We start from the raw sequence: 17,201 nt of genomic DNA, 5'->3' as shown, positions 1-17,201 counted from the left end.
CATGAACAAAAGACCAGGCCTTAGACAGTGGGGTTTTCTTTTCGTCGCCATCCTTGCCGGGACCTTTGGTCTCGTCAAGTGCGGCGGGAGTGGTTCCAGCAGTGATGTTCCGGATACCGTTTCTATCACCGGGACCATCAGTGCCCCGACGACCAGCGCGAGTCTCTCGGCAATGACGATTGGTACGAAAGCCGATGCCGCCGGCGGGGTTGTCGCTGGGGATAAGGTAAAAATCTGTCGGTTTGACGGGACGGAGATCGGGAGTGGTGAAACGGATACCAATGGCAAGTTCACCATTGATGCGACGGGAACGAATGTCGCTCCGGATGGGGCAACCACCTTCAAAGGTTTTGTTATCACCGAATCAGGGTATGGAAACTTTGCCGAGGTGAGTGTCAACGGAGAGACGACCTCCATCACGATGGATGCGGATGTCAACTCCGCCCTCGCCACGATTCAGATGCTCGATAAGGTCGGCGTGACCCCGGGTTTTGAGTGCCCCGATGTCGACGACAAGATTAGCGACTTTGATCCGGCCTGTTACATGAAGATGATGGTGTGGCAGTACAAGGCGCCCTCGGTCGATGACGGCAACGTGGGGGCTATTGGTGCGATGGCCAGAGATATGGGGGCCGCCCTTTTTGCCAACAAAGGTTCGTTGGGAGGGGTTAGTCCTTTCGATGCCCTGAAGGCGGTTATCAAAAACGATTTTAGCGGTGTTGGAAGTAATATAGCGACACTCGCCCAGGAAAAGGCGCCGGAGGTGAGTGGAAAGGCGGCGAGTAACTATTCCTCTTACGCCACCACGTTGGGGGATGTGACCACGATCGGAAACAACTTTGCTTCGGCCTGGGCCGGTGGTGCCGGTCTGCAGGTTTCGGCCCTCCAGGGGCTTACAGTGGAGGACGACAGCAACTGCGCCTTGTGTAAGAAGAACGACGAATACTGTAAAAATCTGGCCAAGACGGCGATCGCCTATGACACGATTGCCGACCTGAAGGAGATCACGGATGACCCCGAGTGTGTCAAAAAGATCGGAGGGGTCCTCAATACAAAAAAGAAGGATGACGGGACCTTCGATTTTGCGAATTTTGATCCTTCCACAGTGGCCGGTGCCGCGGAATCCTACAAAGGGAATTGTAAGAACATGAAGCCGGGTACGGTGGGCAAGATGTTTGATGCCCTCCCGCCAGCGTTGGGAGACTGCGGACCCAAGGCAAAGGATATGATCTTTATGGTGGCCGAGATCTGCAAAGACAATCCTGACAATTGTAATATGGGGTCGGCGGTCGGTTTTGCCTGCGGTCAAAAAGAGGGGTATATCCCTCCTCCGGGGGTTGATTTTGGGACTACCTTCGCCGCGGCCTGTCCGGCCGGCACCGACTGTTCCAAGTGCGCCAATCCGGATGCCCCGGATTGTAAGACCTTGCAGGGGAATATGCAACAGGGGTATTGCGGCGACGGGACCTGTCAGTCCGCCCTGGGTGAGGCCTCCTATTCCTGCGCGGCCGACTGCGGTGGTAGTACCACTGGTGGCACCACCACGCCTCCCCCTGCGTCCGGCGGCACTCAAACCCAGGGAATGTCCTGTATGGAAAACAACAACTGTGTGACCGGTCTGAAATGTAGCGGAGCGATGCCTTCAGCAAGTCCTCCGACACCCGGCACCTGTCAGCCTCTCTAGGATCTTAAGAGAAGCCTGATTTTTCTCAAATCCCTCCCGGGGCAACCCGGGGGGGATTTTTTTGTACAATTTACAATTGGTGCCGGCACCCCAGTGGGTTTATTTTGAGGTCCACCGCAGCTCCCTCCCTTTCCAGATCGCATACAACACCGGATAAATCAAAAGTTCGAGTGCGAAGGAGGTGATGAGGCCTCCGACCATCGGGGCGGCGATCCGTTTCATGAGGTCGGCCCCGGTGCCGATCGACCACATGATCGGCAAAAGTCCGATCATCGCGGCGGCCACGGTCATCATCTTGGGGCGTACCCTTTTGACGGCGCCATGGACAATCGCCTCAGTCAGGTCTTCTTTCGTCTTCATCTTTCCCTTCTCAACCGCCTCCTTATAAGAGAGGTCCAGAAAGAGGAGCATAAAGACGCCGGTCTCCGCATCGAGCCCCATCAGGGCGATCATCCCGACCCAAACCGCAATCGAAACATGATAACCGAGGATGAAAAGGAGGAGGATGGCGCCGATCAGGGAAAAAGGGACGGCCAAGAGGACGATCCCGGTTTTCACAAGCGACTTTGTGTTCATATAAAGGAGGAGAAAGATCAGGAAGAGGGTCAGCGGGACGATCAGGACCAGCCTCTTTTTGACACGGATCATATTTTCATACTGGCCGCTCCATTGCAGGCTGTAGCCGGTCGGGAGCTTCAATTTTTCGAGAACAATCTTTTTGGCGTCGCTCACATAACCGCCGACATCCCTCCCTTTCATGTCGATATAGACGTAACCGGTCAGCTGGCCGTTTTCGTCCCGGATCATCGCCGGTCCTGTGGAGAGATGGATGTCGGCGATCAGGGCCAGCGGGATCTGCGCCCCTGACGGGGTTGGCACAAGCACCCGTTGGAGTTCAGGGAGATCGTCACGGAGTTCCCGGGCATAACGGAGGTTGACCGGGTACCGTTCTCGTCCCTCGATGGTGGTGGTGATGTTTTCACCGCCGATTGCAGAGGCGATAACCATTTCGGCATCCTCGACGGTCAATCCATAACGGGCCAGTTCCTCCCTTTTCAGGTCGTAATCCAGAAAATAACCGCCCGCCACACGTTCTGCAAAGATACTGCGTGTGCCGGGGACCTCCTTGAGAATCGCCTCCAGATGCCGGCCTACTTGTTCAATCTCCCTTAAATCGGCGCCGAAGATTTTTATCCCGATCGGTGTCCGGATCCCGGTTGAAAGCATGTCGATCCGGTTTTTGATCGGCATCGTCCAGGCATTCGTCCACCCGACAATCTGCATCTTTCGATCCATTTCATCCGTCAGTTCCTCCCAGGAGATTGTCTCTCTCCAGAAATGGTTGAGGAATGGGTGGTAACGCTCGGGAAGCCAGGAATACCAGCGTTTCACCCGGCGCCACTCATTCTCCGGTTTTAGCACAACGGTTGTTTCCCCCATGGAAAAGGGGGCCGGGTCGGTGGAGGTCTCCGCCCTGCCGACCTTGCCGAAGACTCGTTCCACCTCTGGAAAGGTCTTGAGGATCCGGTCCTGGATCTGCAACACCCGTGTCGCCTCTGTAACGGAAAGGCCGGGGAAAGAGGTCGGCATATAAAGGATGGTTCCTTCGTTCAACGGTGGCATGAACTCGGAGCCGAGGCTGAAATAGAGGGGGAGGGCGGTTAACATCAGGAGGCCGGCGGCGATCAGCGTCTCCCTCTTCCGTTTCAGAACAAAGCGGCAGGCTGGTTCGTAGGCGGCAAAGAGGATCTGGCTGATCGGGTGTTTTTCTTCGGGATAATAACGTCCGACAAAAACGGTATTGGCGATCTTGTTGAGCCACTCTGTCATCTTCTTTCTGGTAACAAGCCACTTTGGTTGCCAGTGAAAATAATCCATCCGTGCGAAAAGCATCCGGAGGGCCGGGTCGAGGGTGATGGCGAGCAGGGCGGCGATCGCCATCGCGAGATTCTTGGAATAGGCAAGCGGTTTGAAGAGGCGTCCTTCCTGATCAACCAGCGTGAAGACGGGGATGAACGCGACCGCAATCACCAGGAGAGAAAAAAAGACCGAAGGTCCGACCTCTTTTAACGCCTGAAGGCGGACTTGGTGAAAATCTCCCTTTCGTCCTCCGGAGAGCCACTGCTCCAGTTTTTTATAGGCGTTTTCGACCTCGACAATCGCCCCATCCACCAGGACGCCGACGGAGATCGCAATGCCGGCCAAGGACATGATGTTGGCGGTAAACCCCATCAGGTAAAAAGGAATAAAGGCGAGCAGGACGGAGACCGGAATCGTAATGATCGGGACGAGGGCCGAAGGGATATGCCAGAGAAAGATCAGAATGACGAGGCTTACGATCAACAGCTCGTCAATCAATGTATTTTTGAGGGTCTTGATTGCGCGGCTGATCAGATCTGCCCGGTCGTAGGTGGTGATGATCTCGACCCCTTCAGGAAATGAGGTTTTTAGTTCCTCGATTCTTTGTTTCACACGGTTGATGACGTTCAAGGCGTTTTCACCGTAGCGCATCACGACGATGCCCCCGACAACATCCCCCTCGCCATCCAGGTCGGCAACCCCCCGCCTCAGTTCAGGGCCGATCGTGACCGAACCGATGTTCTTAACGAGAATGGGGGTTCCTGTCTTTGGGTTCAAGCCCACAGCAATGTTTTCAATATCTTCAATCGAGCGGATATACCCCCGCCCGCGGACCATATATTCCCGGCCGCTGAATTCGACCAACCGGCCTCCGATTTCATTGTTTCCCTTTCGAATCGCCTCGATCACACGGTTGAGCGGACTGTTGGTGGCGAGAAGCCTCTTGGGGTCAACGTTGACCTGATATTGTTTGACAGAACCGCCGAAAGAGGCGACCTCGGCGACTCCAGGGACGCTTTGCAGTTGGTACTTGATCGTCCAGTCCTGAAAACTCTTCAGTTCCTGGAGGTCATGTTTCCCAGAAGAATCAACAAGGGCATATTCAAAAATCCAACCGACGCCGGTGGCATCCGGGCCCAGTTCCGTTTTGACCCCTTCCGGCAATCGGGGGATGATCTTTGAGAGATATTCCAGCGTCCGGCTCCGGGCCCAGTAGACATCGGTACCGTCTTCAAAGATGGCGTAAACATAGGAGTACCCGAAGTCGGAGAAACCGCGGATCGCCTTGATCTTCGGGGCCCCCAGGAGGGCGGTGATGATCGGGTAAGTCACCTGGTCTTCAATGATGTTTGGGGCCCTGTCCCAGCGGGAATAGATGATCACCTGTGTGTCCGAGAGGTCCGGGATCGCGTCGAGCGGGACCTTTTTCAGGCAGACAACGCCGACGACCATCAAGACGGCGATAAACGTCAGGACGATGAATTTATTTCTGGCGGAAAATTCTATAATTTTCTCAATCAATGTTCATGCCCTCCCATTCCTTCCACCGAAGCCTTCAACTGACTCTCCGAGTCCACCAAAAATGTGGCGCTTGTCACCACCTTTTCTCCCTCTGACAAACCTTTGAGAATCACCTGTTCTTCCCCGGTCTCGGCGCCGGTCTCTACCTCACGCGCCTCAAAGTGGAGGTTGTCATGAACCACAAAGAGGACCTTGCGTGTCCCGGTATCGATCACCGATGATTTTGGAATCAACAACGCCTCTCCCAGATCAATTTTAAGAACGACCGTGACAAAGCTCTCCGGTTTTATTTCTCCGCCAGCCCCCGGGACTTCGACCCTGGCGCGAACCGAACGGGTCGTTGGATCAACCACGGGGTCGACGGCGCGGACAATTCCTTTCAACTTTTTATCACTGCCGGCATCAATTGCTGCCTCCATCCCCGGTTGGACCAGCGCCATCTCATTTTCATACAGTGTAGCATAAATCCAGACCGGATCTCCTTTCTCTGGGAGGTAGAGACTCTTTGAGACCGTTCCCCTCTTTTCCAGGTCGCGGATCTCTTCGGCCGACATCCCAAGGAGTCTTAATCTTGAAACGGCGGCGGCCTTCAAATTTGGGACGTTTTTAGAAATCTCAATAAATTCCCGCTCCGCAACGGCCAGATCAGGGTCAAACGCTACCCGGCCAAAGGTCCGGATCTCTTTCACTGCATTTTTTCTTGCCGCTATTTCTGTCTTGATCCCGACCCTCTGCTGGCGTTCGGGGGAGATGGTTATTCCCCTCACCCGTCCCGCCTCTGGCGGGCCACCCTCTCCCGTTGACAGGAGAGGGTTAATTGAAGAGATCTCTTTATACACCGGCACCAAACGCATACTACAAATCGGACAATTCCCGGGACGATCCTCATGGATATGCGGGTGCATCGGGCAGGTGTAGTGACTAATTTGTTGTTTGGTGGTTATGTCTTTTGCAGGGGCTCGCGTCGCCCCCTCCATCGGCGAAGCCGCTGGAGCCTCCCCCTCAACGCCCCGTTGGGGCTGGTTGTCTTTGTTCCAAAACCGGTATGAAAACGCGAGAGCAAGTAGGCCCACCAACACCACGATTATTTTCTTTTTCATTGTTTCTCTCCTTCTTTAAAGGTGGTCCCTGAGAGCCGTTCCAGTTCGGCAAATGAGGTTCCGAGTCGTGCCTGGTTTTCATAGTAAGAAAATTGTAGCTCCTTATAAGTCCGTGCGGCATCGGTCAGGGTCATGAAATCAATCTTGTTGGTGCTATAGGCCAGGCGGGCCGCTTCCAGACTGGTTTTGGCTTGTGGCAGGATTTCCTTTTCAAACTTTGTAATAATCTTTTGAGATGATTGGACCGCACTATACGCCTGCTGAATTTCATGCTCGGTATGGACCTCCATCGAGGCACTTTCTGCCTCAGTTGCCTTGAGTGAGGCCTTCGCCTCCCTGATTTCGGCCCTGTTCTTCCCCCAGAAAAAGATCGGGAGGTTGATCATTGCTGTGGCGGTCCAGGTGTCCTCAGTCAGAGGACGCTGGCCGTACATGAAACCGAGCGAAAAATCGGGAATCAACCCCTGCCGCGCGGCAGTTAATTGAGAACGATCTCTATTCCTCATCTGGCGCAAGGTTCCCAGTTCCGGCCGCATTTCGAAGGCCTTTTCCTTCACCTCTTCGAGAGGTGTTTGCAATCGCGGCCAGACCAATGTCTTGGGGAGGCGGAGTTCATTTTCAATGTGGCGATTCATCAGGGCCTTTAGATGGGCCTCATGGGTGACTCGTTCCTGTTCGAGGGAGATTTCCTCATTGGCCAGTTTGGAGAGTTCCACCTGGGCCTTGAGCGGGGCATCAGCGGTTGTTTGACCGGTGGCGTAGCGTGTCTCTGTTGAACCGAGAAACTGTCTAAGCAATTTTTGATTTTCCCGGTTTACCTCCAGCGATCGGTCGACCCGGTAGGTTTCGTAGTAGGTTTTTTTCAAGTCAAGGATGACATCACTTGTCTGACCGCGGGAGTTTTCCGCCACCGCCTTTGCCTCAAAGCGGGCTACCTTCCCTTTAACATACCGTTTCCCAGGGAACGGGATCTTTTGCTCAATCCGGTAATTGATCTCTTCCGATTTTTTGACGTTGGCGGTGTTAAGCGGGACGTCGTCAAAAGTCACCCCAACCATCGGGTCATCGAGCGCCTTTGCCTTGCCAACCTTTGCCCTTGCCGCCGCTGATCGGTATCCGGCCGCCAGGATATCCGGGTTGTTGGCCAAGACTTCAACGACCGCTTCATCGAGGGTCAAAACTCCTTCCTGACCCCGCAGAGGGAGAGGCAGGAACAAGGCCAAAATTGTGACGAGTCCGACAAAACGCATAATCTAATCCTCTCACGTAGAGCGAGCCACTTTGAAATCCCCCTCACCCCCTTTGACAAAGGGGGATTTAAGGGGGATTTTTTAATGAGGATTAGACTAACAGTGCAGACTTGGTGATGAAAAGCGGTGGGGCGTGATCGTTGAAATGAATCCCTCCTTGAAGAGAAGAAACAGGGAACTGCTCGGAGGCCAAGGCGATGGAGGTCGGTGAAAAATCAATCGTGATTGTTGACGCCTCGGGCCTGACCTGTGGGGTATTGTTGGCCGTCCCCTGACCATTGGAAACACAACAACTGATGGCCGCTGAAGTCTGCGGGCCACAGCAGTCCATTTTTCCCGTACAGAACGACCCACTCCAAAAGATCCCTTGGAGGAAGAGGATAAGACACAACATTCCGAATTTCTTAACCATCAGGCTGATAGTAACAGTTTAGGGAAGGGGTGTCAATATATATGCCCGGGACAGGAGTTGAACCTGCACGACCTTGCGGTCACTAGCTCCTGAAGCTAGCGTGTCTGCCATTCCACCACCCGGGCGTTCTAAAACTCTTCCTCGTCATCCTCCCCCAAGCCTCCCCCGGCATCCTCTTCCTCCTCCTCTTCGTTCAGGCCGCTGTCGTCGAAAATCTTTCCGCCGCAGTTCGGGCAGATCGAGTCCCCTCCGGTATATTGGCCGCAATGGGGGCAGTAATCCTCCAGAAGATCTTCTTCTTTTCTGGGCGACATTTTTTACTCCTCAAATTCTCCACCGGCCTATAGACCAATTGACGATAACCGTCAACTATGAGATAGGGGGGCATGATAAAAACAGCTTTTGCCGATATTTTGAAGAAGTTTGAACTCCCGTTGGTCTTTCCACCGGAGGTTCTTAAAGAAGCGGAGGCGATTCCTTCCCGCGTTCTTCTGGAAGAGATCCAGGGGAGGGTTGATCTCCGGTCGATCCCTATCGTGACGATTGATGGGGAAACGGCCAAGGATTTCGATGATGCCGTCGCCGTTCAGAAGTCTGATCATTCTTACCGTCTCTGGGTTTCCATTGCCGATGTCAGCCACTATGTCCGTCCCAAAACGGCCCTGGATGCCGAGGCCTCCAGTCGGGCGACCAGTGTCTACTTTCCGGGGGACTGTCTGCCGATGTTGCCCGAAAAATTGTCGAACGGGATTTGCAGTCTCAATCCGCATGAAGACCGCCTGACCTTCACTGCCGAGATCGATTTCGATTTTCAGGGAAGACCGATCCGGTCGCAATTTTACAAGAGCGTCATCAAAAGTTGTGCCCGTCTTACTTACACGATTGTTCGGAAAATCCTGGTGGATCGTGAAGAGGCGGCCCGAAAAAAGTGGCATTCTCTCATCGGCAATTTGGAATTGCTGGAAGAGCTGGCAGACAAGATCGGCCTTCAGCGGACCACACGGGGGAGCATCGATTTTGACCTTCCGGAGCCGGAGATTGTACAAGACCTGGAGGAGGGGAAGGTTGAAAAAATTGTGAAGGCGGAGAGAAACAAGGCACACCGGATCATTGAAGAGTTGATGATTGCCGCCAACGAGGCGGTGGCCAGATTTGTGACAGAAAAAGGGAACCCGATGGTCTACCGGACCCACGACAAGCCGGATCCGGAGAAACTCGCTAATTTCAGGGAACTTCTCCATAATCTGGGGATTCCTTTGAGGATGGGCAAGACGATCCGCCCGGCGGTTCTGGCCGATCTCCTCCGCCAGGTCAAAGGATTGCCGGAAGAAAAACTGATCAACACCATGATGCTTCGTTCCATGAAGCAGGCCGTTTATGGCACCGACAATATCGGTCATTTCGGATTGGCTTCCGAATGTTACACCCATTTTACCTCTCCAATCCGACGGTATCCGGATCTGGTGGTGCATCGGATCTTGGCGGGAATCGTAGGGGCGGGGTCTCCCCGCCCGGGCGCGGGAACCGCGCCCCTACAACAGATTTCCAAACATTGTTCCGAACGTGAGCGAGTGGCGATGAAGGCAGAGTATGCCTCACGCGATCAGGTCGCCTGTCAATTTATGAAGGGCAAAGTGGGGGAGGTGTATGAGGGGATCATTGCCGGCGTTACCAAGTTCGGGTTCTTTGTCGAACTGATCGCCTTCTTTGTGGAAGGGCTTGTCCCAATGCGAAAATTGAAGGATGACTACTACGTTTATCACGAAAAACATCAGTCCCTCGTTGGCCGCAAGACAAAACGACGGTTTCGTATCGGCGACCGCATCTCTGTAAAGGTGGCCGGTGTGAATTTAGAGAAGCGATGGATTGATTTGGAGGTCCAGAATAGTAAGTAATTACATAGTTTTGGGTCATCTTGACAACACCCCCTTGCTTCTATATAAGTCCGACGCCGCTATGGTTTCAATTTTATTTGTCGGTTTTTACTATCTCCTCTTTTCGATCCTCTCTATTTTCGGGGTTCATCGTTATTATCTTTCTTATTTGTATTCGAAGTATAAACAAAACAAGCCAAGGGCGCGGCTGTTTGAGTCCTTGTTGTCGGAAGAGATCCCCGTAGTAACGGTTCAACTTCCCATCTTTAATGAGAGGTATGTGGCCCCGCGTCTCCTCTCGGCGGTCTCTCGTTTGAAATACCCCAGGGACAAACTGGAGATTCAGGTTTTGGACGATTCGACGGATGAGACCACTTCCATTGCGAGGTCTCTTGTGGACGACCTTGCCCAGGAAGGCCTGGATATTGTTCTGATCCATCGTGAGGATCGTACCGGTTTCAAGGCCGGGGCCTTGAATCATGGACTCAAAAAGGCCAAGGGGAATTTTATTGCCGTCTTTGATGCAGACTTTGTTCCGGAACCGGACTTCCTGGAGAAAACCGTCCCCCACTTTTTGGAAAATCCGGGCATCGGAATGGTTCAGGTTCGTTGGGAGCACCTGAATAAAGACTTTTCACTCCTTACCCAGACGCAGTCGATCTTTCTGGATGGCCACTTCATGATCGAGCACACGGCCCGTAATCGTTCCGGACGGTTCTTCAACTTTAATGGAACGGCCGGGGTCTGGCGGAGGGAGGCGATCCAGACCGCGGGGGGCTGGCAGTGTGACACCTTGACGGAGGATCTGGATCTTTCCTATCGGGCCCAATTGGAAGGGTGGCAGTTCCTTTATCTGGAGGATGTGGTCTCTCCGGCCGAACTGCCGGTCGATATCAACGCCTTCAAGACGCAACAACACCGTTGGGCCAAAGGTTCAATCCAGACCGCCAGAAAACTCCTCCCTCGTATCCTCAGGAGTTCGTTTTCCCGCAAAGTCAAGCTGGAGGCGCTGTTTCATCTGGGGGCCAATTTTGCCTATCTGGCCATGTTTGTTGTTTCCATCCTTCTGCCTTTCTCCCTTTATGTCCGGCATCAACTAGGTTGGGAGGGGACATTTCTGCTGGATATCCCGTTCTTTTTGTCAGCTACCTTTTCAGTGGTCTTCTTTTATCTCTATTCCCAGAGGGAGATCTATCCCGACTGGGTGGCTCGGATCAAATACCTTCCCTTCAATCTCGCTCTGGGGATAGGGCTTTCCGTTAATAATGCCAAGGCGGTTGTTGAGGCGCTTCTTTCAAGGGAGGGAGAATTTTCCAGAACCCCCAAATATGCTGTTGTGAAGAAAGGCGACCTCTGGAAAAATAAAAAATATAAGGGTAAATTTGATTACGTTAGTTTTATTGAACTCGCTTTAGGGGTCCATTTCACGATCGCTGTGATCTATTCCCTGGTCAACGATTTGTACCTTTCTCTGCCTTTCCTTGTCCTCTTTCAAATGGGGTACCTTTATACCGCTTTCATGTCGTTCCACCAGTCAGGACGGGTCCCCGATTTTCTGCCGCTTTTTCGCCTTTGGGTGAATCACCCTTCCTCCGAAACGGTTTCCAAATAAATTGACTTTGACTTCAGAAGTCAATATAGTCGCTCCTTAGGATTCTCGTTATGAAAAGACCTGTTGAGATTACACTCTTAAATCAGAAGTTTACGGTCAAGACGGATGCCGATGACGGGCATGTCGGCCGGGTCACCGATTATGTGGGCCAGAAGTTGACGGAGCTCTCATCACAGGCCAAAACAGTCCCAACCTTGAGTGTGGCCCTTCTGACCTGTTTGAATATTGCGGATGAATATTTTCGCTTCAAAGAGACGAAAAAAGGGAGTATGGTCAAGGCAGAAAGGAAGATCAAGGACCTAATTGAGTTGATTGGTTCGCAGATTTAGGGTGCTTCACCCAAGGGTGCTTCACCCAAGGGTGATTCACCCAAACGTTCTTTTAAATGGATAATGGGGTTTCCCCCTGCGTTGTACGTGATGGAGGAAACGTTTTAGAACCGTAACTTCATCATCGGGTACTGATCGCTTGCTGTGGTGTGCAAGCTCCGAGGTCTGGAGAAGCCTGAAGCGGCAAATAAGGTACCCACCCAGTTAAACTAGGGTTCATAAACTCTTCGTCCGCACGGCAAAGGCAGGGGGTAAAATTTGGGAGTGGTTGTTTTTTTTATTGTTAACCTTGAGCGGGGTTGTGTGGGGAAAAATAGAAAAAGTCTTATTCTAAAAGAATTGGGATCGTTTCTTTCTTTAGGAGATCTGCTATTGGCTCCTATCACGTGACTTTTTTCTTTTCCTCCTGATCCCCTCTCTTGACGAGGGGGAGACGTTGCTGTCGAAGGGTGAGTCAGCCAAACAGAATTTGCGGGTCCGTTTTCTTGCCCGGCGCGAGGAGTCGGCCTCTTCTTTTGTAGAAACGGTTGGCGTCCAGATCCAGGAGCGGGCGCTCTCGGTCGTTTTGCAAAAATTCAAATCCCCACCCCGCAGTGTCGGCCTCTACAGCCCAATCAAAAATGAGGTGACAACGTCGCTTCTCTTCCAAACTTTTCGGAAAAACGGTTCCGACCTGTTTTACCCCCGCATTAACCGCAGTAGAAAAAAACTGGATTTTTTCAAGGTGTCGGGTGCTGAGGAGTTGCAGACCGGGTCATTCGGGATCTTGGAACCTTCAGACCGTGGGATCATGGCAGAGGGGCTTGATCTTCTTTTCGTACCGGGGGTCGCCTTTGATGAAGAAGGATTTCGTTTGGGGTATGGGGGAGGCTTTTATGATCGTCTGGGGTCTGTCCCCATAGATCTCCGGGTGGGTCTTGCCTACGATTTCCAGATTGTTTCCCTCCTGCCAAGAGATGAAAAAGATTTGTCTTGCGATGTTGTGGTGACTGAAAAACGGATCATTCAAAAAGGAAGGGGACCGTTATGTCGAGCGAAATGATTGTTCTATTATCTGTTTCTTTTGGGGTCCTTTTTGTGGGTGGGATTTTTGGATTTTTTGTTCGTAGAAAGATGGAAGAGAAGGAACAGAAGTCGGCGGAAAGCCATGTGAAGGTTCTGGTGGAAGAGGCGGAAAAGAAGGCCGGTGCCATCAAGAAGGAGGCTGAGCTCTCGGCCAAGGATTTTGTCTACAAAGCCAAGATGGAGTTTGAAGAGGAGACAAGATCCCGGCGTCAGGAACTCCAGAGTCTCGAGAAGAGACTGCTTGGCAAGGAGGACAACCTCGACCGGAAGTTTGAAAGTCTCCAGTCCAAAGAGACGGAGACCGGGCGTTTGCAGAAAGATCTGGAAGAAAAGAAAAGAAAGACCGAGGAAGCGGAAAACGAGTACAAGGGGCTTGTTGAGGAATCACGCAAGGCCCTGGAAAGAGTTTCGGGATTGTCAGGTGAAGAGGCCCGCCGGATATTAATGGAGCAGATGGTCGATGAGGCCAAACATGAGGCGGCCAAGAAAGTGAAGGTGATTGAAGACGAGGCCAAGGAGTCAGCCGACCGCAAGTCAAAAAAGATCATCAGCCTTGCCATTGAGAGAATCGCCGGTGAATGGGTCCAGGAAAGGTCTGTTTCCGTGGTCAATCTTCCCTCCGATGACATGAAAGGACGGATTATCGGTAGAGAGGGAAGGAACATCCGTGCCCTTGAGTCCTTAACCGGTGTTGATCTCGTGATCGATGACACCCCTGGCGCCGTGGTTCTCTCGTCACACAGTCCTGTGCGGAGAGAGGTGGCGCGGATCGCACTCGAACGATTGTTGCAAGATGGGCGGATCCATCCCGCAAGAATCGAGGAGGTGGTCGAGAAGGTTTCCAAGGAAATTGACCAGTCCATTCGAGAGGCTGGCCAGCAGGCGCTTTTTGAACTGGAAATACACAATGTCCATCCGGAAATTGCCAAATTATTGGGGACGCTCAAGTTCCGTTACAGTTATGCCCAGAATGTCCTGAGGCACTCGATTGAAGTTGGTTTTATGTGTGGGATCATGGCTTCTGAATTGGGTTTGAATGTCAAGGCGGCACGAAGGGCAGGGCTCTTGCATGATATCGGCAAGGCAGTTTCGCACGAAATCCCCGGATCCCATGCAGTGATCGGCGGGGAGTTTGCCAAAAAGTACGGAGAGACGCAGGAAATCTGGCATGCGGTCTGGGCTCACCATGAAGATATTCCGCAGGACAGTGTCCTTGATCATCTTGTGGAAGCGGCGGATGCCCTGTCAGGCGCGCGTCCCGGGGCGCGGATGGAACAGACCGAGGCGTATGTGAAAAGGCTCGAAGAACTTGAAAAAATAGCCCTCTCTTTCCCCAGTGTCGAGAAGGCCTATGGCATTCAGGCCGGGCGGGAATTGCGTGTCCTTGTCCAGCCGGAAAAGATTGGGGATGCGGATGCCCTGATGCTCTGCAAAGATATCACCAAGAAAATTGAAAACGAGTTGACCTATCCGGGGCAGATCAAGGTGACGGTGATTCGGGAGACACGGGCGGTGGACTACGCACGATGAAAATACTCCTTATCGGCGATATTTTTGGTGAACCGGGCCGCGAGGCGGTGCGCCTCGGTTTGCCTTCTTTGATTGCCGAACACAAAATCGATTTTGTTATCGCCAACTGCGAGAATGCCGCCCACGGCCGCGGCGTTACTCCGAAGATTGCTAACGATCTTCTGGCCCAAAAAATCAATGTCCTCACCTCCGGAAATCACATTTGGGACCAGAAGGAAATCATGCCGTATATCCAGGAAAATCGCCGTCTTTTGAAACCGGCCAATTACCCACCCGGTTCCCCCGGGCAAGGGGCCTGTATTTACAACGATTACATGGGGGTCCGTGTTGGTGTCATCAATCTGGAGGGGCTTGTCCATATGACGCCGAAGGATTGCCCGTTCAGGACAACCGATCGGATCCTGGCCGAGTGGCAGGGGCAAACGGATATTGTCGTTGTCGATATGCATGCCGAGGCAACCAGCGAAAAAAGGGCGATCGGCTGGTATCTTGATGGCCGGGTGACAGCGGTGATCGGCACCCATACCCATGTTCCCACCGCGGACGAAGAAATCCTGCCGGGAGGGACCGCGGTTCTTACCGATGTCGGGATGACGGGGCCCTATGATTCGGTGATTGGCCTTGCCAAGGAAGTCGCACTTAAAAGGTTTACCAGCCGGATCCCTGAAAAGTTCGAGGTGGCCTTGGGGGACCCCCGCTTGTCTGCAGTCCTGATCGATGCCGACGAAAGGAGTGGGAAGGCCCGGTCGATCCAGAGGATCCAGAAAAAAGTTGCTTGAGAGGGGAACTTTTAGGTATAGCAGAGTCCTGGTGAAACCGACCGAGCAGCTGGAACTCCTCAAAAGGGGAGTTATTGAAATCATTTCTGAGCCGGAGCTCTTCGATAAATTAAAAAAGGGGAAGCCCCTTCGGATCAAGGCCGGTTTTGATCCGACCACCCCCGACCTCCATCTGGGACACACGGTTCTTCTTCAAAAGCTAAAACAGTTTCAGGATCTGGGCCATCAGGTGATCTTCCTGATTGGAGACTACACGGCGATGGTTGGTGATCCAACAGGCCGTTCCGAGACAAGACCGAGACTCTCCAACGGAGAAATCAAGAAAAATATCCGCACTTACGAAGAACAGGTTTTCAAAATCCTTGACCGCAAGAGGACGCAAACCTGCTTTAACAGCGCCTGGCTTTCAAAAATGACCACCCTGGATTTTATTGAGCTGGTAGCCAAGCAGACCGTGGCGCGGATGTTGGAGAGAGACGATTTTCAAAACCGGTTCAAAAAGGGAGATCCCATCTCTATCCTGGAATTTATCTATCCTCTCCTTCAGGCGTATGACTCCGTCCAACTGAGGGCGGACGTGGAATTGGGAGGAACCGATCAGAAATTCAATCTTCTCATGGGACGGACGATTCAGAAACTCTACAATCAGGATTCCCAAGTGGTTCTGACCATGCCGCTTCTGGTCGGGACTGACGGGGTTCAAAAGATGAGCAAATCTTATGGGAACTCCATTGGCATTACGGAAACGCCACAACAGGTGTTTGGCAAGCTCATGTCTATTTCGGATACCCTGATGTGGTCTTATTATGAATTGCTTTCAAACAAAAGTCTGTCGGAAATTGCGGCCCTCAAGGAAAGTGTCGCTCAGGGGAGTACCCATCCCAAACAGGCCAAGGTGACTTTGGCCAAAGAGATTGTGGCCCGGTTTCACAGTCCGATTTTGGCGGAAAAGGCGGCCGAGGAGTTTGAGAGGATCTTTTCAGCCCAGGGGCTCCCCTCGGAGATTGAAGAAACCAGGCTTCCGACCTCCAAGGAGCATCCCTTTCTGGCCCAGATCCTTTCAGACCTGGGGATGGTCTCCAGCCGCTCGGAGGCCCGCCGTCTGATCAAACAGGATGCGGTCTCTGTCAATGACCAGAAGGTGACCAACGAGTTTCATACCCTTCCGCCGGTTGGGGAATACCTCCTCAAGGTGGGGAAAAGACGCTTCAAAAAGCTCCGATTCTCTTCATAAGGGGCTCGCGTCGCCCCCTCCGCCGGCATGGCCGGACGGAGCCTCCCCCTCAACGCCGCTCTGCGGCTAGTTGTTTTCCTTATCTTGACATTTCAGGAAAAGTGCCTAGAATAAAAGCGCTTTTGGCTTGTTTTTAGGCTTGACGTTCCCGCGGAAGTTCTGCTACACCACCGCGTCGCTTCGGAGTGTAGGGTTTGATCCTTAAAATTGCCGGGATTTTTTGTTCTCCCTTTTTGGGAGAAGGGAAGGTTGTCTTCCCGCGCTCTTTGAAAACTAGGTAGTCAGCAAAATCGTATGGGCCCCAAATTCATTTGGGGAAAAGTAGTATTTTCTTAAAATCGAACTCGAATTTAACTGGAGAGTTTGATTCTGGCTCAGAACGAACGCTGGCGGCGTGCCTAACACATGCAAGTCGCGCGAGATAGTCCCCGCAAGGGGATGTGTAAAGCGGCGAACGGGTGAGTAGCACATGGGTAATCTGCCCTTCTGACCGGGACAACCTGCCGAAAGGTTGGCTAATACCGGATATGACCACGAGGACGTCTAGTCCTTGAGGTAAAAGATGGCCTCTACTTGTAAGCTATCACGGAAGGATGAGCCTGTGGCCCATCAGCTAGTTGGTAGGGTAATGGCCTACCAAGGCGATGACGGGTAGCTGGTCTGAGAGGACGATCAGCCACACTGGAACTGAGACACGGTCCAGACTCCTACGGGAGGCAGCAGTGGGGAATATTGCGCAATGGGGGAAACCCTGACGCAGCAACGCCGCGTGAGTGATGAAGGCCTTCGGGTCGTAAAGCTCTGTCTAGGGGGAAGAATCCTCGGGATTCGAACAGGATCCCGGATTGACGGTACCCCTGGAGGAAGCACCGGCTAACTCCGTGCCAGCAGCCGCGGTAAAACGGAGGGTGCTAGCGTTGTTCGGAATTACTGGGCGTAAAGCGCGTGTAG

Annotated in this window: 13 protein-coding genes, 1 tRNA gene, 1 rRNA gene and 1 other RNA gene; 10 read left to right on the top strand and 6 right to left on the bottom strand. The window is 52.7% G+C overall.

The window, feature by feature from the left end:
• Window position 1 precedes the first annotated feature (1 nt).
• On the top strand, window positions 2-1,684 hold the full coding sequence (locus tag HYS22_02535) for a hypothetical protein (protein ID MBI1909028.1): 1,683 nt from the start codon (window positions 2-4) through the stop codon (window positions 1,682-1,684).
• Window positions 1,685-1,783: 99 nt separating this feature from the next.
• On the opposite strand, the gene HYS22_02530 is transcribed toward HYS22_02535, so the two are convergent.
• From HYS22_02530 to HYS22_02505, 6 genes are all read right to left on the bottom strand, one after another.
• Window positions 1,784-5,065: an efflux RND transporter permease subunit gene (locus HYS22_02530; protein ID MBI1909027.1), complete on the bottom strand. Its 3,282-nt coding sequence runs from the start codon at window positions 5,063-5,065 to the stop codon at window positions 1,784-1,786.
• Window positions 5,062-6,165: an efflux RND transporter periplasmic adaptor subunit gene (locus HYS22_02525; GenBank protein MBI1909026.1), complete on the bottom strand. Its 1,104-nt coding sequence runs from the start codon at window positions 6,163-6,165 to the stop codon at window positions 5,062-5,064. The genes HYS22_02530 and HYS22_02525 overlap by 4 nt, the downstream gene beginning before the upstream one ends.
• A complete protein-coding gene (locus HYS22_02520) occupies window positions 6,162-7,415 on the bottom strand; it encodes a TolC family protein (protein ID MBI1909025.1) in 1,254 nt (417 codons plus the stop codon). The genes HYS22_02525 and HYS22_02520 overlap by 4 nt, the downstream gene beginning before the upstream one ends.
• Window positions 7,416-7,506: 91 nt before the next feature.
• Window positions 7,507-7,827: a hypothetical protein gene (locus HYS22_02515; protein ID MBI1909024.1), complete on the bottom strand. Its 321-nt coding sequence runs from the start codon at window positions 7,825-7,827 to the stop codon at window positions 7,507-7,509.
• Between the two features lie 42 nt (window positions 7,828-7,869).
• Window positions 7,870-7,952: transfer RNA gene (locus HYS22_02510), tRNA-Leu, on the bottom strand.
• 3 nt (window positions 7,953-7,955) lie between these two features.
• Window positions 7,956-8,141: a hypothetical protein gene (locus HYS22_02505; GenBank protein ID MBI1909023.1), complete on the bottom strand. Its 186-nt coding sequence runs from the start codon at window positions 8,139-8,141 to the stop codon at window positions 7,956-7,958.
• A 72-nt stretch (window positions 8,142-8,213) separates the two neighbouring features.
• Between HYS22_02505 and rnr the strand changes: the two genes are divergently transcribed.
• The 9 genes from rnr to HYS22_02460 form a co-directional block, all read left to right on the top strand.
• Window positions 8,214-9,722: a ribonuclease R gene (rnr, locus tag HYS22_02500; GenBank protein ID MBI1909022.1), complete on the top strand. Its 1,509-nt coding sequence runs from the start codon at window positions 8,214-8,216 to the stop codon at window positions 9,720-9,722.
• A 61-nt stretch (window positions 9,723-9,783) separates the two neighbouring features.
• Window positions 9,784-11,313, top strand: coding sequence for a glycosyltransferase (locus HYS22_02495; protein MBI1909021.1), 1,530 nt, complete (start codon window positions 9,784-9,786; stop codon window positions 11,311-11,313).
• A 50-nt stretch (window positions 11,314-11,363) separates the two neighbouring features.
• Complete coding sequence (locus HYS22_02490; protein ID MBI1909020.1) at window positions 11,364-11,642, top strand: cell division protein ZapA; 279 nt, start codon at window positions 11,364-11,366, stop codon at window positions 11,640-11,642.
• Window positions 11,643-11,712: 70 nt separating this feature from the next.
• A non-coding RNA gene (gene ssrS / locus HYS22_02485) (6S RNA) lies at window positions 11,713-11,897 on the top strand.
• A gap of 181 nt (window positions 11,898-12,078) precedes the next feature.
• Window positions 12,079-12,684 carry a 5-formyltetrahydrofolate cyclo-ligase gene (locus tag HYS22_02480; GenBank protein ID MBI1909019.1) on the top strand — a complete coding sequence of 202 codons (606 nt, stop codon included), beginning with the start codon at window positions 12,079-12,081 and terminating at the stop codon, window positions 12,682-12,684.
• On the top strand, window positions 12,681-14,237 hold the full coding sequence (gene rny / locus HYS22_02475) for a ribonuclease Y (GenBank protein MBI1909018.1): 1,557 nt from the start codon (window positions 12,681-12,683) through the stop codon (window positions 14,235-14,237). The genes HYS22_02480 and rny overlap by 4 nt, the downstream gene beginning before the upstream one ends.
• Window positions 14,234-15,016, top strand: coding sequence for a TIGR00282 family metallophosphoesterase (locus HYS22_02470; GenBank protein MBI1909017.1), 783 nt, complete (start codon window positions 14,234-14,236; stop codon window positions 15,014-15,016). The genes rny and HYS22_02470 overlap by 4 nt, the downstream gene beginning before the upstream one ends.
• A gap of 31 nt (window positions 15,017-15,047) precedes the next feature.
• Entirely contained in the window at window positions 15,048-16,250 is a 1,203-nt protein-coding gene (locus tag HYS22_02465) for a tyrosine--tRNA ligase (protein ID MBI1909016.1), read from the top strand.
• A 349-nt stretch (window positions 16,251-16,599) separates the two neighbouring features.
• Window positions 16,600-17,201: ribosomal RNA gene (locus HYS22_02460) — 16S ribosomal RNA — on the top strand; the annotation flags it as partial.

The organism is Deltaproteobacteria bacterium (assembly GCA_016177765.1).
Classification (GTDB): domain Bacteria; phylum UBA10199; class UBA10199; order JACPAL01; family JACOUP01; genus JACOUP01.
The sequence above is the reverse complement of the archived record's forward strand: the minus strand, read 5'-3'. Positions and strand labels throughout refer to the sequence as shown.